Raw genomic sequence first — 20,474 nt, forward strand, 5'->3', positions numbered from 1 at the left:
AGGCAAAGATGCAGATTGCCGTGTGCCGAAACGCGCAGGCGGCAATCTGCATCTTTGCCTGTTTGGCGACAGCGGCGTGCCGCTGCGCGATCTGCTGGTTTCCGATGACCAGCAGGCGGAGCTGCAGGCGCGCATCGCCCACAGCCTGGGCGAGAAGAAGCAGACGCACTTCCTGCATCAGGGCAATACCGGCATCACGCAGAACCTTTCTTTCATCGGCGGTTAATCTCAGGAGCGAGTAATGGGCAAATCTACGGGTGAATTTATTCCGGTCAACCTGGCGGTGCTGACCGTTTCCGATCGACGCGACGCCAGCAACGACACTTCAGGCGACTACCTGCGTGCCGCGGCGAGCGAAGCCGGGCATGTGGTGGTCGATCACGCTATCGTCGGCGAAGACCGCTACCGCATCCGCGCTATCGTGTCGCGCTGGATCGCCAGCCAGGATGTACAGGTGGTGGTCATTAATGGCGGTACGGGATTCAATGCGAAGAACAACACGCCAGAAGCGATTGAGCCGCTGTTCGATCGAAAAATTGAGGGCTTCGGCGAGCTGTTCCGCATGTTCTCCTGGGAAGATATCGGCGGCTCAACGCTGCAGTCGCGCGCCGTCGCCGGCATGGCCAACGGCACCCTTATCTTCGCCGTACCGGGTTCGACCAGCGCCTGCGAAAGCGCCTGGGAGCGCATTATTGCCGATCAGATCGATGCCCGCACCGGCCCCTGTAATTTCGTTTCACACTTAAAGAAGCTGTAAGCCATGTCTCAACTGACCCATATTAATGCCGCAGGCGAAGCCCATATGGTGGACGTCTCGGCCAAAGCGGAAACGGTGCGCGAGGCGCGCGCGGAAGCGCTGGTGCTGATGGCCGCCGATACGCTGCAAATGATCGTCGACGGCAGCCACCACAAAGGTGACGTTTTCGCGACTGCGCGCATTGCCGGCATTCAGGCCGCCAAGCGCACCTGGGAGCTGATCCCGCTCTGTCATCCACTTATGCTGAGCAAAGTCGAAGTCAACCTGGTCGCTGAGCCGGAACATCAGCGCGTGCGCATCACCTCGCTCTGCCGCCTGAGCGGCAAAACCGGCGTCGAGATGGAAGCGCTGACCGCCGCGTCGGTGGCGGCACTGACTATCTATGACATGTGTAAAGCGGTGCAGAAAGATATCGTTATCGACCAGCTGCGCCTGCTGAGCAAAAGCGGCGGCAAGTCCGGCGATTTCCAGGCGGTGACCCATGATTAACGTGCTCTTTTTCGCCCAGGTGCGCGAACTGGTTGGCACCAGCGCGCTGGAGATGCCTGATGCGTTCCCCGACGTGGCGACGCTGCGCGGCGCGCTGGCGCAAAAAGGCGATCGCTGGGCGCTGGCGCTCGACTCCGGCAAGCTGCTGGCTGCGGTAAACCAGACGCTGGTGCCGATGTCGCATCCGCTGAAAGCGGGCGACGAAGTGGCGTTCTTCCCGCCGGTGACGGGAGGCTGATATGGCAACGCAGATCCGCGTCGGCGCGGCGCCGTTCAGCATGGCTGACGAATACGCCTGGCTCTCTACCTCCAACGCCGACGGCGCGGTAGTGACGTTTACCGGGAAAGTGCGCAACCACAACCTGGGCGACAGCGTCGCCGCGCTGACGCTTGAGCACTATCCGGGCATGACGGAGAAAGCGTTGCAGGAGATTGTCGACGAGGCGCGCAGCCGCTGGCCTTTACAGCGCGTCAGCGTGATCCACCGCATCGGCGAGCTGTTTCCCGGCGATGAGATCGTGTTTGTCGGCGTGACCAGCGCGCACCGCAGCAGCGCCTTCGCCGCTGCGGAATTTATTATGGATTACCTGAAGACTCGCGCGCCCTTCTGGAAGCGTGAGGCGACCGAACAGGGCGATCGCTGGGTAGACGCCCGCGACAGCGACCATCAGGCCGCGCAGCGCTGGGATTAAGGCTTGCTGAGCTGCTCCGCCGGGCCGAAGTGCGTCTGGCCGTGGGCATGTTCGCCGCCGCCGGAAACGCGTTTAAGCTGAATGACTTCGCCGCGCTGCCAGGCGTCAGCGCCCGGTAAAACTGGCTGCGTGACGATATCGGCGCGCGATGCGCGCACCTTGCGGCTGTCGATATCAAAGCGCTTATCGCGATCGGCGAGCAGGCGATTATCGAGCTGACCGTCGGCGGTAAAGCCCATCATCAGCGCCGGAATGCCGAGCGGCAGGGTCTGGTCGCGATCGGTATGCCAGGTGTGCCAGGTTTTGCCGTAGGTATTGGCGATGCGCGCCATCAGCGCATGATCCGCCGCCTGCGGCAGGCCTGGCGCAATCAGGGTGCCTGACTTCACCTCATACCGGTGGCTGTGCCACAGCTTTTTCTCCTCCGGCGGCAGCGTCTGATAAAGCCGCGCGCTGATAATGTACTCCACGCCCATCAGCCGCGCGTCTTTGGTATTGCCGTCATAAATCACCGCCTGCATCACGTCATCGTTCAGCACCGTGACGTAGTGGTGCGCCTCCATCTGGCCGTTCTGGTCGCCGTTATAGAAGTGAAAGCCGTCGAGATAGGTACTGATCGCCTCAATGGGCGGACGCGACTGCAGCAGGTCAGCGCCTGTAGAGAGAGTTTTCATTTTTGCCGAGGCAGGCGCGCCGGGCGTGGCGACCTGCGCAGGGCTATTATTCGCGCCGCACCCGCTGAGCAGCAGGGCGACAGTGGCGCCGATCCAGAGTTTTTGCATCACAATTTCCTTTTAGACGATAAAAGCTAAACCTGGTTGAGAATGGCCGATAAGCAAGCGCGACGGTGAAGCGGGAATTTACGCCTCGTCTGATGGTTTGTCCCTGCTTCGGTGCTAAGGTAAGGGTTTGTTTTCTCGCAAGGACAGGTATGTCAGTTTCAGCATCGCTCAAACGTTTCTCGCTGCTCGCCGCGCTGGTGCTGGCGGGTTGTAGTACGAAAAAAACGCCCGAAGCGCCGGTGCGTCAGCCTGCCGACGTTAAGGCGCAGATTCAGCGTCTGCTGCCCGCGCACGTCAGCGACAAGCCCGGCTGGGCCACCGATATTTACACCTCATTCCGCACTCAGCAGATCGATCCCAGCGTCAGCAACCTGTGCGCCGCTATCGCCGTGGCGGATCAGGAATCGAACTTTAGCGCCGAAGCGGCCGTACCCGGCCTGCCGAAAATCGCCTGGGGCGAGATCGATCGCCGCGCGGCGAAGGTGCACGTACCGGCATTTCTGGTGCGCACCGCGCTGCTGATTAAATCGCCCAACGGCGAAAGTTATGCGGCGCGGCTCGATAAAGTGCGCAGCGAAAAAGAGCTGAGCGCCATTTTCGATGATTTCATTGATATGGTGCCGATGGGGCAGACCCTGTTCGGCAACCTTAACCCAATTCATACCGGCGGCCCGATGCAGGTCAGCATCAGCTTCGCCGAAGCGCACGCTAAAGGTTACCCCTGGCCGATCGACGGCTCGATTCGCCGCGAGGTCTTTACCCGCCACGGCGGCATGTATTTCGGCATTATGCATCTGCTCGGCTACCCGGCGGACTACAGCAAGCCGCTCTACCGCTTCGCCGACTTCAACGCAGGCTGGTACGCCAGCCGCAACGCGGCCTTTCAGGCGGCGGTGGCACGCGCCACCGGCATGAAGCTGGCGCTGGATGGCGATCTGATCCTTTATGGATCGGATAAAGCAGGTTCGACGGAGCTGGCGGTGCGTACCCTGGCGAAGCAGATCGATATGAGCGAAAGCGCCATTCGCCGCGATTTAGAGAAAGGGGAGCAGGAGAGCTTTAGCGACAGCACGCTCTGGAAGCAGGTCTTTGCGCTGGCAGACAAGATGGCCGGTCGGCCGCTGCCGCGCGAAATGCTGCCGGGCATTAAGCTGGAAAGCCCGAAAATCACCCGCAATCTCACCACGGCCTGGTTCGCTCAGCGCGTCGACAGCCGCTATCAGCAATGTTTATCGCGCCGCTGAGGCACGCATTGTGGAGCAGTTAACCCATGCTGTGCCACAATTAGGCATGACCGTCGGTCTTCCGACGCCTTTTCACTTTTATGAGGTGCATCATGGACAGATATCCACGCAATGATTCCCTGGTGCAGCCCGCTACAAGCGGGTTGCAGACGTATATGGCGCAGGTCTACGGCTGGATGACCTGCGGGCTGCTGCTGACCGCTTTTGTCTCCTGGTATGCGGCAGGCAACGAGCGCATCATGTTCTTTATTTTCTCCAGCCGCATGACCTTCTTCGGTCTGATTATCGCGCAGCTGGCGGTGGTGTTCGTGCTTTCCGGCATGGTGAATCGCCTGAGCGGCGCGCTGGCGACCGGTCTGTTTATGCTCTATTCGGTACTGACCGGCCTGACGATGGCCAGTATTTTCCTGGCCTACACCTATAGCTCGATCGCCAGCACCTTCTTTGTGACGGCGGGGATGTTCGGCGCCATGAGCTTTTACGGCTACACCACAAAACGCGACCTGAGCCGCTTCGGCAGCCTGCTGTTTATGGCGCTGATTGGTATTTTGCTGGCGTCGCTGGTGAACTTCTGGCTGAAAAGCCCGGCGCTGATGTGGGCGATTACCTATATCGGCGTGGTGGTGTTTGTGGGACTGACCGCTTATGACACGCAACAGCTGCGCCAGATTGGCGAACAGATCGACGTGCGCGACCGCGAGTCGCTGCGCCGCTATTCGATTATGGGCGCGCTGAAGCTTTATCTGGACTTTATTAACCTGTTCCTGATGCTGCTGCGCATCTTCGGCAACCGCCGCTAACAGGCACTTTGCCCCATCCCGCGGTCGGGATGGGGCGATTCCGCTTTACGAACTCTTCTGCAGTTTCTGTTCATTCTTCGCGCGCAGATGCTTCGCGCGACTCTCCAGCACCAGATAGAGCACCAGCGCCAGCAGCAGCGGCAGAATAAAATAGAGCACGCGATAGGCGAGCAGCGCCGCGATGATGGTGCCGTGTGAAGCGTGCTGCCCGCTCAGCAGCGCCAGAAACACCGCCTCCAGCACGCCGATACCGGCCGGAATATGAATAATCACCCCTGCGATACTGCTGATCAGCAGCACGCCAAGCACAATGGGGTAATCCACCTGACGCGCCAGCAGCAGCCAGATAATCGCTCCCATCACCAGCCAGTTAGCGGACGACACCGCAAACTGAAACAGCGCCATGCGCAGCGACGGCAATTGCAGCGTCTGGCGTCTGATGGTCCATTTGCGGCGCTTTGAAAAGGCGCAGGCCCAGAGAAAAACCGCCACGACAACCAGCAGCGCCACGCCAATAATGCGCAGCGTGGTCTCACCGATAAACCATCCGCCGGGGATCGGCACCATGCCCGCGCTGAATACCACGCCCGCCAGCAAAATATAGCCGAGCCAGTTAGTGGCGATACTCAGGGAAAAGATGCGCGTGATGGTGGCGCTGTCCAGCCCCAGCCGCGAGTAGAGCCGGTAGCGCATCGCGACGCCACCGACCCAGGTGCTCAGCGTCAGGTTAAAGGCGTAGCAGATAAAAGAGACCAGCATCACCTGCCGCTTCGCCAGCTTATGGCCGCAGTAGGCGCGGCCGATCAGGTCATAGCAGCCGTAGGTCAGATAGCTCACTATCACCAGCGCGACAGCGCTCAGCACCGCGAAGCGGTTGTAGTTGACGATAACGTTATAGACATCTTCCCAGTTAACTTTGCGGGCGTAGATCACCAGCAGCACAATCACCGCGATAAAAAAGATCCAGGTAAGCACCTTTTTCGCCAGCTTCCATTTCGGATGTTTTTCCGCCATCAGGATTTAGCCCCTTCATTGTCGGTTTCGACACGGTCTTGCGTCTCCATCTCCGGCTGAACCGGCGGGTCGACCTGCGCAATCAGCGGCGTGTGCGCGGGAAGCCAGCCGGCGATAGCCGGGAAATGGCGTAAGAAGTGAAAGACAATCACGCTTTTGGTCAGCTGCCACCAGGTGCGCGGCGGCAGGCGATCCTCCTGCACGCGCTCGCAATCTTTCGCCAGCAGCTGCTCCAGGTTGTCGCGCAGCGTCTGGTTAAAGTCGCGATCGTAGACGATCAGGTTAGCTTCAAGGTTGAGCGATAAGCTCAGCGGATCGAGATTGCTGGAGCCGACGGTGGCCCACTGGCGATCCTGAACCGCCACCTTGCCGTGTAGCGGGCGACGGATATATTCATAGACTTCCACACCCGCATCCACCAGATAGTTATAGAGCAGCTCCGCGCCGACTTTAACGATCGGCATATCCGGCTCGCCCTGAACAATCAGCCTGACTCTGACGCCGCGCTGGGCCGCGCTGCGCATTTCGCGCAGCAGACGGTAGCCAGGGAAAAAGTAGGCGTTGGCGATAATCACATCCTCTTTTGCCGTACGCAGCATATCGAGATAGTGTTTTTCGATATCGTCGCGATGCTCGTCGTTATCGCGATAGACGAACAGCACCTGCGCATTGCCGGGCGTGGCGTTGACCGCGGGACGATGCGAGCGGCCACCCCACCAGCGGCGCGTCACCGCCTCGCTGCCCATCGCCTCGCGCACATAACGGGTGATATCCGCCACGATGGGGCCTTTGACCTCCACCGCATAATCCTGCTTCGCCTCGGGGCCGTAGCTGGTGTTGTGCTCGGCGGAGAAATTGATGCCGCCGACAAAGGCGACGGTTTCGTCCACCACCACAATTTTGCGGTGCAGGCGGCGGAACACGTTGGTGCGCATCCCCATTACCAGCGGGCGCGGATCGTAATAGATGAAGCGCACCCCTTCCGCCGTCAGGCTGTTGACGAACTTATCGGAGAGATCCGGCGACCCATAGCCATCCACCATAACTTCGATTTTCACGCCGCGCTGCGCGGCGGCCAGCAGCTCGCGGTGCAGCGCGTTGCCGACCTCATCCTCAAACAGAATAAAGGTTTCCAGCAACACGGTGCGCTCGGCGCGGCGGATAGCGCCGAATACGCGCGGGAAAAACTCTTCGCCGTTTTCCAGCAGGCGCAGACTGTTGCCTTCTCGCCATTCAAAATTCATAGGTGGATCTCCACGGCGAGCGGGGCGTGATCCGACAGGTGCGACCAGGGTTTGCGCGGCAGCGCCCAGGGATGGCTGACGGTGGCGTTGCGAACATAAATACGATCGAGCCGCAGCAGCGGAAAGCGGGCGGGAAAGGTACGCGCCGGGCGGCCGTGTTTCATGCTGAATACCTCTTTTAAACCAGCGCCATGCTTCAGAATATGATTGGCGCGCAGCTGCCAGTCGTTGAAATCGCCCGCGACAACCAGCGGCGCGTCGGGCGGCAGCGAGGCGACCATGTCACACATCATTTTCATCTGCGCGTGGCGGTGCGCCTCCTTCAGGCCGAGGTGCACGCAGATAACATGCAGCGTGCCGTGTGGCTCCGGCAGGGTGATTTTGCAGTGCAACATGCCACGGTTTTCACTTCCTGCAACAGAAATATCACGATTTTCATACTCCTGAATGGGAAACCGTGACAAAATCGCGTTCCCGTGGTGCCCCTCCGGGTAGACGGCGTTGCGGCCATAGGCAAAATCGTTCCACATGGTATCGGCAAGAAACTCGTAATGCGGCGTGTTCGGCCAGTTCTCATGGTGCAGAGGATGAATGGCATGTGTGCCCATCACCTCCTGCAAAAAGACGATATCCGCCGAGGTGGCGCGTACCGCTTCACGCAGTTCCGGCAGGATGAAGCGACGGTTAAAAGTAGTAAATCCCTTGTGGGTATTGATCGTCAGGACTTTAAGGGAAAATCCTTGCTTGGTTTGTGGCATACTCTCGACGCACTCCTTTTCATCAGCAACAAAAGTAAAGTGTAGTCTTTGTCACAAACGGGTGCGGATAAGGATGGAAATTTAGGGCGTTATCCGAAAATTGCTTTACATTGAGGAAACCGTTACCGGCCTGTGCCGGTTGCACTTGGGCGACCTGTTGGGTCTGCCAGGAGAAGAGAATGAAATGGTCTAATCGTGTTCAAATTGTCACCGGACAAACCTGCGTGCATATTGCTATGCATGCGCTGGTCATCGCCGCGCTGATCTGGGGCTGGAAGCATAAGGCTCTGATCGAAGTGTGCAGCACGCTGGTAGCCGCCTATGCCGTGGTGTTTATCGCCATGCTGGTCCTGCAGCGTAGTGTTCGTTTGCGTAGCATCGGTGATTACCTTGAAGAAGCGACCACCACCTACTATTTTGGCGCGGCGATGATGACGCTGTTTATTGTCTCGCGCTATGTGCACAACGCTTTGCTGATTGGCATGCTGGGCGTGGTGATGCTGGTGGGCCCGGCGCTGGTCTCGCTGCTGGCGAAGGAGCCGGCAGGGCGTATCCAGAAAAAGCGTAGCTAAACCGCTGTGTTCGCTGACAGGGGCTGCCGAAAGGCGGCCCCTGTTGTTTCCGGCTTTCTCGCACCCCGCAGCGAAAGCTGTTACACTGCCTGCCTTACGCATCGTAGTTTGTGCCCTTTTCACACGTTAGCCCTCGGCTGGCGTCACTTTCCCCCCTGAAAACTACACCGTGAATCGCGGTCAGGGCGGACCGGAGTAACACACTTAATGTCTTTTGACTCTCTCGGCCTGAGTGCCGATATTTTGCGTGCGGTCGCTGAACAGGGCTACCGTGAACCTACGCCTATTCAGCGCCAGGCGATCCCCGTGGTGCTCTCCGGCCGCGACCTGCTGGCCAGCGCGCAGACCGGCACCGGCAAAACCGCCGGCTTTACGTTGCCGCTGCTGCAAAAACTCTCTACTCAGGCTGCATCGGGCCGCGGTCGCCGTCCGGTACGCGCCCTGATCCTGACGCCGACGCGCGAACTGGCTGCGCAGATTGGCGAAAACGTCCGTGACTACAGCAAATATCTGCAGCTGCGTTCGCTGGTGGTGTTCGGCGGCGTCAGCATTAACCCGCAGATGATGAAACTGCGCGGCGGCGTTGATATTCTGGTCGCCACGCCGGGCCGTCTGCTCGATCTGGAACACCAGAACGCGGTCGATCTGTCACAGATCGAAGTGCTGGTGCTGGACGAAGCGGATCGTATGCTCGATATGGGCTTTATCCACGATATCCGTCGCGTACTGGCAAAGCTGCCGGCCAAACGTCAGAACCTGCTTTTCTCTGCCACCTTCTCCGACGAAATCAAAACGCTGGCGGAAAAACTGCTGCACAACCCGGAGCAGGTAGAAGTGGCGCGTCGCAACACCGCCTCTGAACAGGTCTCGCAGCAGGTGCATTTCGTTGACAAGAAGCGCAAGCGGGAACTGCTCTCGCAGCTGATTGGCGAAGGCAACTGGCAGCAGGTGCTGGTGTTTACCCGTACCAAACACGGCGCCAACCACCTGGCGGAACAGCTGAATAAAGACGGCATCACCGCTGCGGCGATCCACGGCAACAAAAGCCAAGGCGCACGTACCCGCGCGCTGGCCGACTTTAAAACCGGCGCGATTCGCGTGCTGGTCGCTACCGATATCGCCGCGCGCGGTCTCGATATCGAAGAGCTGCCGCACGTCGTCAACTATGAGCTGCCGAACGTGGCGGAAGATTATGTGCACCGCATCGGCCGTACCGGCCGCGCCGCCGCTACTGGCGCCGCGCTGTCGCTGGTCTGCGTAGATGAGCACAAGCTGCTGCGCGATATCGAGCGTCTGCTGAAGCGTGAAATCCCACGCCTGGCAGTCCCGGGCTACGAGCCGGATCCGAGCATCAAGGCGGAGCCGATTCAGAACGGTCGTCAGCAGCAACAGCCGCGCGGTCGCGGTCGTGGACAGGGCGGCGCACCGTCGTCATCGCGTCCGCAGGGCGACAAGCGCGCGCCGCAGCCGCGCCGTCAAAGCCAGACTGCGCAGGGCGATAAGCCTGCGCGTCCGGCGCGTCGTCCGGCAGCGAAGAAAACCGGAACCGCGTAACGCCATGCGGGTGTTGCTGGCCCCGATGGAGGGCGTACTGGATTCGCTGGTGCGCGAGCTGCTGAGCGAGGTTAACGATTACGACCTCTGCGTCACCGAGTTTTTGCGCGTTGTGGATCAGCTGCTGCCGGTAAAATCGTTTTACCGGCTCTGTCCCGAGCTGCGCAACAGCAGCCGCACGCCTTCTGGCACGCGGGTGCGCCTGCAGCTGCTCGGTCAGTATCCTGAGTGGCTGGCGGAGAACGCGGCGCGCGCGGCAGAGCTTGGCTCGTGGGGTGTCGATCTTAACTGCGGCTGCCCGTCGAAGCTGGTAAACGGCAGCGGCGGCGGCGCCACGCTGCTTAAAGATCCGGAACTGATCTATCGCGGCGCGAAAGCGATGCGCGAGGCGGTGCCTGCGCATCTGCCGGTAACGGTAAAAGTGCGGCTCGGCTGGGATTCCGGCGAGCGTCGCTTTGAAATCGCCGACGCGGTGCAGCAGGCGGGGGCCAGCGAGCTGGTGGTGCATGGACGCACTAAAGAAGATGGCTACCGCGCTGAGGCGATCAACTGGCAGGCGATTGGCGAGATCCGTCAGCGGCTGCGTATTCCGGTGGTGGCGAACGGCGAAATCTGGGACTGGCAGAGCGCGCAGGATTGCCTGCGCGTGACCGGCTGCGATGCGGTGATGATCGGCCGCGGCGCGCTCAACGTGCCGAATCTCAGCCGGGTTGTGAAATACAATGAGGCGCCGATGGCCTGGCCAGATGTGGTGGCGCTGCTGCAAAAATATACGCGGCTGGAGAAGCAGGGCGATACCGGCCTCTACCACGTCGCGCGCATCAAGCAGTGGCTCGGCTACCTGCGTAAAGCCTATCCGCAGGCCGACGGCCTCTTCACCGAAATTCGCGCGCTGAAAAGCTCCTCTGCTATCGCCGAGGTGATTGATCGGCAGACGGTTAGCTTTGCCCTGTGATAAAAATTCAGGCGACCCGTTAGCAGGCTAAGCGTATAGTGAAAGCCATTTTTCACTACAAGCCAGCCTGCTATGTCTGATGTCGTGGTACTGACTAACGGTCAACTTAACAAACGCATTCTCTCCGTTCTTATCTTTACCTTCTTCTGTTATCTCTCCGTTGGCCTGCCGCTGGCGGTGCTGCCGGGTTTCGTGCATAACCAGCTGGGCTTCAGCTCTTTTATGGCGGGCCTCATCATTAGCCTGCAATATTTCGCCACGCTGCTGAGTCGTCCCCAGTCGGGCCGGCTGGCGGATCGGCTGGGGCCAAAGCGGGTCGTGATGCTCGGCACGCTCTGCTGCGGCATGAGCGGCGTGCTGACCATCGTTGCCGCACTCTGCCGCGACTGGCCGCTGCTCAGCCTGCTGCTGCTGGCGGTCGGACGTCTGTTTCTTGGCGTCGGCGAGAGCTTCAGCAGCACCGGTTCGACGCTGTGGGGCATGAATATCGTCGGGCCGCTGCAGACGGCGCGCGTTATCTCCTGGAACGGCGTCGCCACCTATCTGGCGATGGCGATCGGCGCGCCGCTCGGCGTGATGCTCAACCAGGGATTGGGCATCAGCGGCTTTGCCGGCCTGGTCGTGCTGATGGGCGTGGTGGGCTACCTGCTGGCGAGCCGTAAACCCGCGGTCGAGGCGACGCATGGGCAGCGCATTCCTTTTCACCGCGTCTTTTCACGCGTCTGGCTGTTCGGCCTGGCGCTCGGCTTCGGCACCATCGGCTTCGGCGTTATCTCTACCTTTATTACGCTCTACTTTGCCAGCCGCGACTGGAGCGGTGCCGCCTTTGCGCTGTCGCTGTTTAGCCTCGGCTTTGTGCTGTTCCGCCTGCTGTTCAGCCGGACTATTACGCGCTTCGGCGGGCTGCGGGTCGCTATCCTCTCTTTTCTGCTGGAGTGCGCGGGGCTGCTGATTATCTGGCAGGCGGAGAGCAGCCTGCTGGTGGATCTTGGCGCGCTGCTGACCGGCTGCGGCTTTTCGCTGATCTTCCCTGCGCTGGGCGTAGAGGCGGTCAAGCAGGTAGAGCGGCAGGATCAGGGATCGGCGCTGGGGGTCTATTCGGCGTTTCTCGATCTGGGGCTGGGCCTGACCGGGCCGGTGGCGGGCTTATTGATCGGCTACTGGGGGATGCAGTCGGTCTACCTGGCGGCGGCGATGATGGTGCTGGGGGCCTTCGGCATTACGCTGCGCCTGACGCAGCGCTACAGCGGCGCGGCGTAACGCCGCGCCGTTAGCGATCAGAAGCGTGAGAAGAGCGCGTAAAGCCCGGCCGCCAGCAGGATGGAGACCGGCAGGGTCAGGATCCACGCCATTGCCAGATTGCGCAGCGTAGCGAGCTGCAGGCCGGAGCGGTTGGCCGCCATACTGCCCGCCACGCCGGATGAGAGCACATGGGTGGTGGAAACCGGCAGGCCGAAGCTGTCCGCCGCGCCAATGGTCGCCATCGCCACCAGCTCCGCGCTGGCACCCTGCGCGTAGTTAAGATGGGTTTTGCCGATGCGTTCGCCGACGGTTACCACGATACGACGCCAGCCAACCATGGTGCCGAGGCCGAGCGCAATTGCCACCACCACCTTGACCCACATCGGAATAAAGCGCGTGGCACTGTCCAGCTCATGCTTAATCGCCGTCAGATTGCGCTGCGTCTCTTCCGGCATCGCCACCTTATTGGTCTGAATATGCTTGATCGATTCCGAGGTCAGGTACATCTGATTACGGGTGTTGGAAACCGCCTGCGCCGGAATATTCTCCATTGAGCCGTAGCGGCGGATCTGCTCGCTGATATCCCCCAGCGTCAGCGCCAGCGCGGGCAGCACGTTGGGGTTCAGCTGATTGGTGCGCACATAGTCGGTCAGCACGTCACGCGCCACCGGCGGATGGGCGCTGGCGGGCTGCAGCTGCAGCAGCTGGTTTTCCGTAACCTGCGCCAGCGCCGCCACGCGCGGAATTTGCTCCGGCGGCAGCGAGCGGTTCAGCGCATAGGCGATCGGCATGGTGCCCACCAGAATCAGCATAATCAGACCCATGCCTTTCTGTCCGTCGTTAGAGCCGTGTGCGAATGAGACGCCGGTACAGGTGAGGATCAGCAGGCCGCGGATCCAGATCGGCGGCGGCTCGCTGCTTTTCGGCGCTTCATAAAGATCGCGGTTGCGGATAAACGCCTTCATCGCCAGCAGCAGCAGCGCGGCGCAGAAAAACCCCACCAGCGGCGACAGGAGCAACGAGTAGCCGATTTTAATCGCCTGGTCCCAGTCTACGCCGTTCATGCCGCTGCGGCCGTGTAGCAGCGCATTAGCGACGCCGACGCCGATAATCGAGCCGATCAGCGTATGGGAAGAGGAGGAGGGCAGGCCGAGATACCAGGTGCCCAGGTTCCAGATAATGGCGGAGAAGAGCAGCGCGTAAATCATGGCGAAGCCGCCGCCGCTGCCCGCCTGTAAAATCAGCTCCACCGGCAGCAGCGAGATGATGCCGAACGCCACCACGCCGCTGGAGAGCAGCACGCCGAGAAAGTTGCACAGGCCTGACCAGACCACCGCCACGCCAGGCGTCAGCGAGTGGGTATAGATCACCGTCGCTACCGCGTTAGCGGTATCGTGGAAACCGTTGACGAACTCAAACCCTAGCGCGATCACCAGCGCCAGCCCCAGCAGAAAGAAGGGGACGTAGCTGGTAACCGGCGTATCGGTCTCCTGCACGTCGCTAAACAGATTGAACCCGGCAAAAGAGAGCCCGGCGATCAGCAGAATAAGAAACAGCGGTTTTGAAAAACGGTTGCGTTTGCCAGTGAGATTTGGACGCCCGCCAACCGATGGGGATGACGATAAGCTATTTTCGCTCATAAACACCTCGGTAAAAGATTGCGGGCGCGCCCTGTCCGCACCCATTACTGGCAGGGATACGCGCTTTATATGACAGAACAATGATGTTGCGCGGTCGCTGTCATTGTTCTGTCATCACTCTGCATCAGTCTGTGGATCTGGTCCGCTCTTACATTTATCCCGTCCATGGTTTCAGACCTCTTGCTTGCCCCGAATAAATCCGATTTTGATGACGAGGTTGCCGGTTTAATTCACGGCTACCTGATCTCTCCAGACGCGCCGCCCCGCCGCCTGAACGCGCGCGAAGCGGTACTGGCGGGAGAGAATCCGCGTCGCGACGGCGAGTTTCTCTGGCTGCATATCAATCTCAATCACGCCCGCGCCCAGCACTGGGTTCAGAGCCACTTTCAGGTTGATGAAGATTTCTTCGAAGAGATTCATTCGGCCTCGTCGCGCACCCGGCTGGCGGAGCAGGGCGAAGCGCTGCTGGCGATCCTTAACGACGTGACCTTCAGCCAGGAGGAGCACAGCGCGCAGAACGCCACGCTCTGGATCTGGTGTCGTCGTCAGCTGCTGGTTAGCGCGCGCTATCGCCAGGTCGGCATGATCGAGCGAATGCACCAGCAACTGCAGTCGTGCGCCTTCCGCAATGCGGAAGAGATGCTGCTCAGCCTGCTGGGCGAGCAGGAGCGCCAGCTGGAGCAGGTGGTGCGGCGTACCAGCCTCGCCGTGGATGCGATTGAAGAGCGGCTGCTCAGTCCGGCGATCAAAGCGAACCGCAGCGAGCTTGGGCATCTGCGTCGTATGCTGCTGCGCATTCAGCGCCTGCTGGCGCCGGAGCCGGCCGCGCTGTTTCGCCTGCTTAATCGTCCGCCCGCCTGGCTCAACCTGGATACCCTGCGCGAGCTGCGCGCCTTTACCGAAGAGTTCAGCGTGGTGCTTAACGATCTCGCCAGCCTGATGGAGCGCATCAGGCTGTTGCAGGAGGAGATCGCCGCGCGCCTGATGGAGCACAGCAACCGCACGCTGTTTCTGTTAACCATGATGACCGTACTGGCGCTGCCGATTAACATCGTTGCCGGCTTCTTCGGCATGAACGTCGGCGGCATTCCGCTTTCGGGCAATCCACACGGCTTCCTGATTCTGGTGCTGGTGGTGCTGGCTTTTACCATTGTGGCGGGCTGGCTGGCGTTGCGGCGGCCAGGGAAGTAGAGCAGTGGGTAAACCAACAGAACCGGGAAGGCAAAAACCTCTTACCTTCCCGCCAGCCCACCAATAAAAAAGCCCGCACAGGCGGGCTTTTTCGATTTCACAGCGAATAAATCTTATGAAGGATTATTTACTGGGGCCGGAGCGGGGGCAGCGGCTGGCTGCGCCTGCTGCGCGGCATCAGGATTGGCAACGCTGGCGCCCTGCGGCGTAACCGGCGTCATCGGCTCCTCTTTAGGCTGTGCGTTCGGCGCTTCCGGTACTTCGGTCGGCGCGGTCTGCACGCTGTCAGCAACGCCGTTCACTTTAGTCGGCATGCCGGTACGATTCTGAATCGCCGCGTTGACCTGATCCTGGCTGACGCTGGCGTCAGCGATCACTTTGGTCACCGCAGAGGTCAGGGTAATCGGCACCACTTCGCGGGAGTTAAACTGCTCTTCGGTAGTAGAGAGCGGGTTATGCACCTCTACATAGCGCGAACCGTCCGGCTCCACCGTTGCTTTGACCGGCTGATCGATAAACTGCACGCGCGTGCCGACCGGCACGTTGTCGAACAGCCATTTGATATCGTCGGCGCGCAGACGTACGCAGCCGTGGCTGACGCGCAGGCCAATACCGAAGTTGGCGTTGGTGCCGTGGATGGCGTAGAGACGACCGATATAGAGCGCGTAGAGGCCCATCGGGTTGTCCGGACCGGCCGGGAACACTTCCGGCAGGTTCTCGCCGCGCGAGGCGTACTCAGCATGCATCGCTTTAGTCGGCGTCCAGGTCGGACCCGCTTTCTTGCGCTGCACCGTGGTGGTCCAGTTAACCGGCGTATCTTTGCCTAACTCGCCAATGCCGATCGGCAGCACCACAACGGTTTTAGTGCCTTTCGGATAGTAGTAGAGGCGCATTTCCGCGCTGTTGATCACGATGCCTTCACGCGGGGCGTCAGGCAGGATCAGTTGCTGCGGAATGATCATCTTTTTGCCCGCCTGCGGCAGGTAGACATCCATGCCAGGATTGGCTTCCAGCATATTGCTGAGGCCCATCTGGTACTGCGCCGCAAAAGCTTCCAGCGGCAGCTTGTTGTCCTGAGGGACGGTAATCTCAATATTTTGCCCAATCAGACGGCTGTTGGCGGCTGGTAAGGGGTAAACCACAGCGAAGGCGGACTGGCTGAATGCTGCCAGCGCCAGAGCCATTGAAGCAAACGCGCGAATCATTTTCATATTTTACAAGTCGTTATGGCCTGTTAGCAGGCTTGTCAGTTTATCGAACCCGTACCGGTCAGCGTGGCCGGCTGCACATTATATGGGCATTGTTTCGATGTTGTGAATCAGGATTTTAGCAGCCATCGCAGACTTTAGGTAACCGACTGTGTTATCGGGCCTCCTTGCCCTGATAAGGGAGCCGGTCAGGGCTGCCATAAGGTCACTTCACCGCTCAGTTTGCGATTGAGGAAAAAGGCGGCGCTAATCAGGGCCAGATGGGTCAGCGCCTGCGGCATATTGCCCAGCGCGCGGCCGTGATTGTCGAACTCCTCGGCATATAATCCCAGCGGGTTGGCGTAGCTCAGCAGTTTCTCAAACTCGAAATGCGCCTCGTGGATGCGTCCGGCGCGCGCCAGGCACTCTACATACCAGAACGAACAGGCGCCGAAAGAACCTTCCGAACCGGTCAGGCCGTCGGCGGGCGTCTCATCAATATTGTAGCGGCGCACCATACCGTCGCTTACCAGCTCGCGCTTGATGGCGTCGAGCGTCGCCAGCCATTCCGGATCGGTGGCACCGACGAAGCGCACCAGCGGCATCAGCAGCATCGAGGCGTCAAGATGGTTGCCGTGACGCGTTGAAACGAAGTGGCCGCGTTCGGCGTTCCAGAAGTTTTGCCAGATATCGGCGCGGATCTCGCTGCGCGCCTGGTCCCAGCGCGCGTAGGGCATCGGCAGCGAACGCTTCATGCCAAGGCGCAGCGCGCGATCCAGCGCCACCCAGCACATCAGTCGCGAGTGAAGAAAATGCTCCGGCTCACCGCGCATTTCCCAGATACCGGCGTCGGGCTGGTTCCAGTTTTCGCTCACCATATCGATCATCTGCGCAACGTGCTGCCAGCCGCGTTCTGAGATCGCTTCGCCATATTTGTTCGCCAGATAGACCGCATCCATTAGCTCGCCGTAAATATCGAGCTGCGTCTGCTGCCAGGCGTCGTTGCCGATGCGCACCGGCCGCGAGTCGGCGTAGCCGGAGAGGTTAAGCAGTTCGATCTCATGCAGTTCGATGCCGCTGTCGAGACGATACATCACCTGCAAACGCATCTCGTCGTGGTGGCTGTTCTCAACGCAGCGGCCGACCCAGCGGGTAAAGTTTTTCGCTTCGTCCACATAGCCGAGACGCATCAGCGCATACATGCTGAATGAGGCGTCGCGGATCCAGGAGGCGCGATAGTCCCAGTTGCGCACGCCGCCCAGCTCTTCCGGCAGACCAAAGGTGGCGGCAGCGGCGATAGAGCCGTGTTGGCTGGAGGTGAGCAGCTTCAGCGCCAGTGCCGAGCGCTGCACCATCTCCTGCCAGCGCCCGTTGTAGTTACTTTTTTTACTCCAGCGTCGCCAGTAGTTGATGGTTTCTTCGAAGCAGATTTCAGTGGCGACGGCGCCGATGCGCTCATCCTCCTGATTGCCGAATTCAAACTCGACGTGCTCGCCCGACTTGAGTTCAAAATGCGCCGTGGCGGCGTGCGCTTCGCAGGTCAGCGGCACCGTGGCGGCGAGGCGCAGCGTGGGCTGATTCTCCGCATAAAAGTCGATGCAGTCGCCTTCGGCCTGCGCGCGGGTTTGGGCGCGCGCATAGTCGTGACGCGGCGCGCAGCGCATGCTGAACCAGACGCTGCCGCGCACCATTTTGACCCGCCGAATCAGGCGGGGCAGCTTTTTCGCGTCGTCGCAGATCGGCATATAGTCGGTGATCTCCGCGACGCCTTCCGCACCCAGCCAGCGCGTCTGAAGAATATTGGTGTCTGGCAGATAGAGCTGCTGACGACGCACGTTTTCCCACTCCGGCGCCAGTGAAAATAGTCCCGCATCGTCGCTGTCGAGCAGCGCGGCGAATACCGACGGGCTGTCGAGCGCAGGCCAGCAGAGATAGTCAATGGTGCCGTCGTTTGCCACCAGCGCACAGGTGCGCAAATCGCCAATGATGCCGTGATCTTCAATCGGGCGTTTTATTTTGCTCATCCTCATCTCCGTAGCGGGCACTCTTTTAACTATAGACAAAGCGGCAGCAGGGGGCCGCGGCTGGACATAACGGGATTGCTTCTATACTTCACCTTACCCGACACCCTGAGGAAGCAACCATGACCACATCAGAGAATAAAGTCGCCGTCGTTACCGCATCTGACTCCGGCATCGGCCGCGCCAGCGCGCTTATGCTGGCGGAGCAGGGCTACGATCTCGGTATCACCTGGCGTTCCGATGAGGAGGGCGCGAAAGAGACCGCGCGTCTGGTGCGTGAAAAAGGCCGTCGCGCCGAGAGCATTCACCTCGACCTGTCCGATCCGCAGGAGGGCGGCCGCTCGCTCTCAGAGCTGATCTCCCGGCTTGGGCGTATTGACGCGCTGGTGAATAACGCAGGCGCGAACGCCAAATCTGAATTCCTCGATACGCCGTTTGAGGAGTGGCGCAAGGTGTTTAATGTTGACGTTGACGGCGCCTTTGTCTGCGGCCAAATCGCCGCGCGCAAAATGGTGGAGCAGGGCGCTGGCGGACGCATCATCAATATCACTTCGGTGCATGAGCACACGCCGCTGCCCAACGCCGTCGCCTACACGGCGGCGAAGCACGCCATGGGCGGCCTCACCAAATCAATGGCCATTAGCCTGATTAAACACAATATTCTGGTGAATTCCGTGGCGCCCGGCGCTATCGCCACGCCGATGAACAATATGGGCGACGGCGATGCGCAGAAGGTCAAAACGCCGGAGATTCCCATTGGACGCCCCGGCGACGTGCGCGAGATCGCCAGTCTTGTGGCCTGGCTCTGCTCGGAGTGGGCCAGCTATACCACCGGACAATCCTTTATCGTTGATGGCGGTTTTATGCTGGCCAATCCGCAGTTTTACGGCGGGAAGGATATCTAACCGGCGCGGCGGTTGTTCCAGCGGCGGATCACCCAGCGCAGCGCAAAGGCGAAGACCACCGCCGCGACCAGCCACAGAACATGTTTCAGGTGCTGATCGAGCTTGTGCAGCCAGGGCGCGATGACGCCGCCGGCAAAGTAACCCAGGGCGACGAAGATCGTCGCCCAGATCGCGGCGCCGATAATATTCAGCACCAGGAATTTCAGCGGCTTCAGGTGGCTTGCGCCGATAATAATCGGGCCGATAATGCGAAAGCCGTACATAAAGCGCACGCCGATAACAAACAGGCTGGGATGACGCTGGATCAGCCGGTTAGCCTTCACCACCTTGTCCTGATGCTTCTTCAGCTTACGCAAAATTTTCGTGCCGTAGCGACGGCCAATCCAGTAGAGCAGCTCATCGCCAATCACGCCGCCCGCCATGGCCGCCAGCACCACGCCGACAAAGTTCAGTAATCCCTCATGCGCCGCCACGCCACCCAGCAGGGTGAAAGTTTCCCCTTCGGCGATACAGCCGATAAGCAGCGCCAGGTAGCCATACTGCGTAATTAATCCGTTGATATCGAAATGCAAAAGTAAACTCCCTGTTCTGTCCGCGGTTAATACATTCTATACCGCTTCGGCCGATCATTCCGGCTGGCTTAGGCCACAGCGACTATTTTTTGTCGATTACCCGCCTGCTGGCTACAAAAGCAACAACGCCGTTTATACTTGAGGTGATGCTGCCTGAGGGGCCAGCGACGTGGATTCTGGGCAGCCTGTCGCATCTGCGAGGTGATTATATGAACCATGTCTGGGGTCTTATGGCGCATCCCGATCGGGAAATGCGCGATATCAAGCAAGAAAATGAGAGCGTTTCGCACCATTACACCCACCACGTTCTGCTGATGGCGGCGATCCCGGTGATCTGCGCCTTTATCGGCACAACGCAGCTGGGCTGGAACCTGGGCGAAGGGCGCTTTGTCCAGCTAAACCTGTTGACCGGAATTGCGCTCGGCATACTGTTTTATCTGCTTATTCTGGGCGGCGTAGCGGTAATGGGCCGCGTCATTTACTGGATGGCGCGAGACTATCCGCAGCGGCCCAGCATGCAGCGCTGTACGGTATTCGCCGGTTATGTCGCTACGCCGCTCTTTTTAAGCGGCATTGTGGCGCTCTATCCGCTGGTCTGGCTCTGCGTATTGATCGGCGCGCTGGCGCTGGTCTACACCGGCTATCTGCTTTATGTCGGTATTCCGCTGTTTCTCAATATAGACCGTGACGAAAGTCTGCGCTTCTCCGGCTCGACGCTGGCGATCGGCGTGCTGGTGTTTGAGGTGCTGCTGGCGCTGACCGTGGTGCTGTGGGGTTACGGGCCGCGACTGTTTTAAATCAACGCTGATCACGCTAGTAAGCGAATGATTTGGCTTAAACAGTAAAACGTCCTGC

21 protein-coding genes and 1 pseudogene are annotated in these 20,474 nt (G+C 60.0%); 14 read left to right on the top strand and 8 right to left on the bottom strand.

Annotated elements, in window-relative coordinates; translation table 11 throughout:
- From moaA to moaE, 5 genes and pseudogenes are all read left to right on the top strand, one after another.
- Positions 1-226 (top strand): annotated as a pseudogene (gene moaA, locus B3797_RS14725) (GTP 3',8-cyclase MoaA); the annotation flags it as partial.
- Positions 227-241: 15 nt separating this feature from the next.
- Positions 242-757: a molybdenum cofactor biosynthesis protein B gene (moaB, locus tag B3797_RS14730; protein ID WP_120451561.1), complete on the top strand. Its 516-nt coding sequence runs from the start codon at positions 242-244 to the stop codon at positions 755-757.
- Positions 758-760: 3 nt separating this feature from the next.
- Positions 761-1,246 (top strand): cyclic pyranopterin monophosphate synthase MoaC, encoded by a 486-nt coding sequence (gene moaC, locus B3797_RS14735; protein ID WP_311781946.1) that lies wholly within the window; start codon positions 761-763, stop codon positions 1,244-1,246.
- Positions 1,239-1,484: a molybdopterin synthase sulfur carrier subunit gene (gene moaD, locus B3797_RS14740; RefSeq protein WP_120451566.1), complete on the top strand. Its 246-nt coding sequence runs from the start codon at positions 1,239-1,241 to the stop codon at positions 1,482-1,484. Before moaC ends, moaD begins: the two co-directional genes overlap by 8 nt.
- A 1-nt stretch (position 1,485) precedes the next feature.
- Positions 1,486-1,938, top strand: coding sequence for a molybdopterin synthase catalytic subunit MoaE (gene moaE / locus B3797_RS14745; RefSeq protein WP_120451569.1), 453 nt, complete (start codon positions 1,486-1,488; stop codon positions 1,936-1,938).
- Here the strand turns inward: moaE and B3797_RS14750 are convergent.
- Positions 1,935-2,720, bottom strand: a complete 786-nt coding sequence (locus B3797_RS14750; RefSeq protein ID WP_311781945.1) for an OBAP family protein — start codon at positions 2,718-2,720, stop codon at positions 1,935-1,937. The two genes, moaE and B3797_RS14750, sit on opposite strands and share 4 nt — an antisense overlap.
- Before the next feature lie 149 nt (positions 2,721-2,869).
- On the opposite strand from B3797_RS14750, the gene B3797_RS14755 reads away from it, so the two are divergent.
- Both B3797_RS14755 and B3797_RS14760 read left to right on the top strand, forming a co-directional pair.
- Complete coding sequence (locus B3797_RS14755; RefSeq protein ID WP_311781944.1) at positions 2,870-3,964, top strand: DUF1615 domain-containing protein; 1,095 nt, start codon at positions 2,870-2,872, stop codon at positions 3,962-3,964.
- Positions 3,965-4,056: 92 nt separating this feature from the next.
- A complete protein-coding gene (locus B3797_RS14760; protein WP_120451573.1) occupies positions 4,057-4,764 on the top strand; it encodes a Bax inhibitor-1/YccA family protein in 708 nt (235 codons plus the stop codon).
- Between the two features lie 45 nt (positions 4,765-4,809).
- Here B3797_RS14760 and B3797_RS14765 read toward each other — a convergent pair whose 3' ends face one another.
- Genes B3797_RS14765 through B3797_RS14775 form a run of 3 tightly spaced genes read right to left on the bottom strand, consistent with a single transcriptional unit; the run spans position 4,810 to position 7,780 of the window.
- Positions 4,810-5,778, bottom strand: coding sequence for a lysylphosphatidylglycerol synthase domain-containing protein (locus B3797_RS14765; protein ID WP_120451575.1), 969 nt, complete (start codon positions 5,776-5,778; stop codon positions 4,810-4,812).
- Positions 5,778-7,022, bottom strand: coding sequence for a cardiolipin synthase ClsB (gene clsB, locus B3797_RS14770; RefSeq protein WP_311781943.1), 1,245 nt, complete (start codon positions 7,020-7,022; stop codon positions 5,778-5,780). The genes B3797_RS14765 and clsB overlap by 1 nt, the downstream gene beginning before the upstream one ends.
- On the bottom strand, positions 7,019-7,780 hold the full coding sequence (locus tag B3797_RS14775; RefSeq protein ID WP_120451579.1) for an endonuclease/exonuclease/phosphatase family protein: 762 nt from the start codon (positions 7,778-7,780) through the stop codon (positions 7,019-7,021). The genes clsB and B3797_RS14775 overlap by 4 nt, the downstream gene beginning before the upstream one ends.
- Before the next feature lie 179 nt (positions 7,781-7,959).
- Here B3797_RS14775 and B3797_RS14780 point away from each other — a divergent pair, with 179 nt between their 5' ends.
- The 4 genes from B3797_RS14780 (at position 7,960) to B3797_RS14795 (ending at position 12,121) form a co-directional block, all read left to right on the top strand.
- The gene (locus B3797_RS14780; protein ID WP_120451581.1) at positions 7,960-8,352 is read left to right on the top strand and encodes a YbhQ family protein; all 393 of its coding nucleotides are present in this window, start codon (positions 7,960-7,962) and stop codon (positions 8,350-8,352) included.
- Between the two features lie 207 nt (positions 8,353-8,559).
- Positions 8,560-9,906, top strand: a complete 1,347-nt coding sequence (gene rhlE / locus B3797_RS14785; protein ID WP_311781942.1) for an ATP-dependent RNA helicase RhlE — start codon at positions 8,560-8,562, stop codon at positions 9,904-9,906.
- Between the two features lie 4 nt (positions 9,907-9,910).
- On the top strand, positions 9,911-10,861 hold the full coding sequence (gene dusC, locus B3797_RS14790; protein ID WP_311791468.1) for a tRNA dihydrouridine(16) synthase DusC: 951 nt from the start codon (positions 9,911-9,913) through the stop codon (positions 10,859-10,861).
- A gap of 72 nt (positions 10,862-10,933) precedes the next feature.
- Positions 10,934-12,121, top strand: a complete 1,188-nt coding sequence (locus B3797_RS14795) for an MFS transporter (RefSeq protein WP_311791469.1) — start codon at positions 10,934-10,936, stop codon at positions 12,119-12,121.
- 17 nt (positions 12,122-12,138) lie between these two features.
- Here B3797_RS14795 and B3797_RS14800 read toward each other — a convergent pair whose 3' ends face one another.
- Positions 12,139-13,743 carry an inorganic phosphate transporter gene (locus B3797_RS14800; protein ID WP_311791470.1) on the bottom strand — a complete coding sequence of 535 codons (1,605 nt, stop codon included), beginning with the start codon at positions 13,741-13,743 and terminating at the stop codon, positions 12,139-12,141.
- A gap of 165 nt (positions 13,744-13,908) precedes the next feature.
- On the opposite strand from B3797_RS14800, the gene B3797_RS14805 reads away from it, so the two are divergent.
- On the top strand, positions 13,909-14,934 hold the full coding sequence (locus tag B3797_RS14805) for a transporter (protein WP_311781938.1): 1,026 nt from the start codon (positions 13,909-13,911) through the stop codon (positions 14,932-14,934).
- 113 nt (positions 14,935-15,047) lie between these two features.
- On the opposite strand, the gene B3797_RS14810 is transcribed toward B3797_RS14805, so the two are convergent.
- A complete protein-coding gene (locus B3797_RS14810) occupies positions 15,048-16,145 on the bottom strand; it encodes a L,D-transpeptidase family protein (protein ID WP_311781937.1) in 1,098 nt (365 codons plus the stop codon).
- A 185-nt stretch (positions 16,146-16,330) separates the two neighbouring features.
- Positions 16,331-18,145, bottom strand: coding sequence for a glycoside hydrolase family 15 protein (locus B3797_RS14815; protein WP_311791471.1), 1,815 nt, complete (start codon positions 18,143-18,145; stop codon positions 16,331-16,333).
- Between the two features lie 119 nt (positions 18,146-18,264).
- Here B3797_RS14815 and B3797_RS14820 point away from each other — a divergent pair, with 119 nt between their 5' ends.
- Entirely contained in the window at positions 18,265-19,047 is a 783-nt protein-coding gene (locus B3797_RS14820) for an SDR family oxidoreductase (RefSeq protein ID WP_311791472.1), read from the top strand.
- Here B3797_RS14820 and B3797_RS14825 read toward each other — a convergent pair.
- Positions 19,044-19,619 carry a DedA family protein gene (locus B3797_RS14825; RefSeq protein ID WP_120451598.1) on the bottom strand — a complete coding sequence of 192 codons (576 nt, stop codon included), beginning with the start codon at positions 19,617-19,619 and terminating at the stop codon, positions 19,044-19,046. The two genes, B3797_RS14820 and B3797_RS14825, sit on opposite strands and share 4 nt — an antisense overlap.
- Positions 19,620-19,828: 209 nt before the next feature.
- Here B3797_RS14825 and B3797_RS14830 point away from each other — a divergent pair, with 209 nt between their 5' ends.
- Positions 19,829-20,416 (top strand): Yip1 family protein, encoded by a 588-nt coding sequence (locus B3797_RS14830; protein ID WP_311781934.1) that lies wholly within the window; start codon positions 19,829-19,831, stop codon positions 20,414-20,416.
- The last annotated feature ends 58 nt before the right edge of the window (positions 20,417-20,474 follow it).

The sequence above is a fragment of the Pantoea sp. UBA5923 genome (assembly GCF_002431095.1).
Lineage (GTDB): Bacteria > Pseudomonadota > Gammaproteobacteria > Enterobacterales > Enterobacteriaceae > Pantoea > Pantoea piersonii.

Coding starts and splice junctions, on each gene's coding strand:
- moaB (WP_120451561.1), top strand. CDS start 242: ATGGGCAAATCTACGGGTGAATTTATTCCGGTCAACCTGGCGGTGCTG.
- moaC (WP_311781946.1), top strand. CDS start 761: ATGTCTCAACTGACCCATATTAATGCCGCAGGCGAAGCCCATATGGTG.
- moaD (WP_120451566.1), top strand. CDS start 1,239: ATGATTAACGTGCTCTTTTTCGCCCAGGTGCGCGAACTGGTTGGCACC.
- moaE (WP_120451569.1), top strand. CDS start 1,486: ATGGCAACGCAGATCCGCGTCGGCGCGGCGCCGTTCAGCATGGCTGAC.
- B3797_RS14750 (WP_311781945.1), bottom strand. CDS start 2,720: ATGCAAAAACTCTGGATCGGCGCCACTGTCGCCCTGCTGCTCAGCGGG.
- B3797_RS14755 (WP_311781944.1), top strand. CDS start 2,870: ATGTCAGTTTCAGCATCGCTCAAACGTTTCTCGCTGCTCGCCGCGCTG.
- B3797_RS14760 (WP_120451573.1), top strand. CDS start 4,057: ATGGACAGATATCCACGCAATGATTCCCTGGTGCAGCCCGCTACAAGC.
- B3797_RS14765 (WP_120451575.1), bottom strand. CDS start 5,778: ATGGCGGAAAAACATCCGAAATGGAAGCTGGCGAAAAAGGTGCTTACC.
- clsB (WP_311781943.1), bottom strand. CDS start 7,022: ATGAATTTTGAATGGCGAGAAGGCAACAGTCTGCGCCTGCTGGAAAAC.
- B3797_RS14775 (WP_120451579.1), bottom strand. CDS start 7,780: ATGCCACAAACCAAGCAAGGATTTTCCCTTAAAGTCCTGACGATCAAT.
- B3797_RS14780 (WP_120451581.1), top strand. CDS start 7,960: ATGAAATGGTCTAATCGTGTTCAAATTGTCACCGGACAAACCTGCGTG.
- rhlE (WP_311781942.1), top strand. CDS start 8,560: ATGTCTTTTGACTCTCTCGGCCTGAGTGCCGATATTTTGCGTGCGGTC.
- dusC (WP_311791468.1), top strand. CDS start 9,911: ATGCGGGTGTTGCTGGCCCCGATGGAGGGCGTACTGGATTCGCTGGTG.
- B3797_RS14795 (WP_311791469.1), top strand. CDS start 10,934: ATGTCTGATGTCGTGGTACTGACTAACGGTCAACTTAACAAACGCATT.
- B3797_RS14800 (WP_311791470.1), bottom strand. CDS start 13,743: ATGAGCGAAAATAGCTTATCGTCATCCCCATCGGTTGGCGGGCGTCCA.
- B3797_RS14805 (WP_311781938.1), top strand. CDS start 13,909: ATGGTTTCAGACCTCTTGCTTGCCCCGAATAAATCCGATTTTGATGAC.
- B3797_RS14810 (WP_311781937.1), bottom strand. CDS start 16,145: ATGAAAATGATTCGCGCGTTTGCTTCAATGGCTCTGGCGCTGGCAGCA.
- B3797_RS14815 (WP_311791471.1), bottom strand. CDS start 18,145: ATGAGCAAAATAAAACGCCCGATTGAAGATCACGGCATCATTGGCGAT.
- B3797_RS14820 (WP_311791472.1), top strand. CDS start 18,265: ATGACCACATCAGAGAATAAAGTCGCCGTCGTTACCGCATCTGACTCC.
- B3797_RS14830 (WP_311781934.1), top strand. CDS start 19,829: ATGAACCATGTCTGGGGTCTTATGGCGCATCCCGATCGGGAAATGCGC.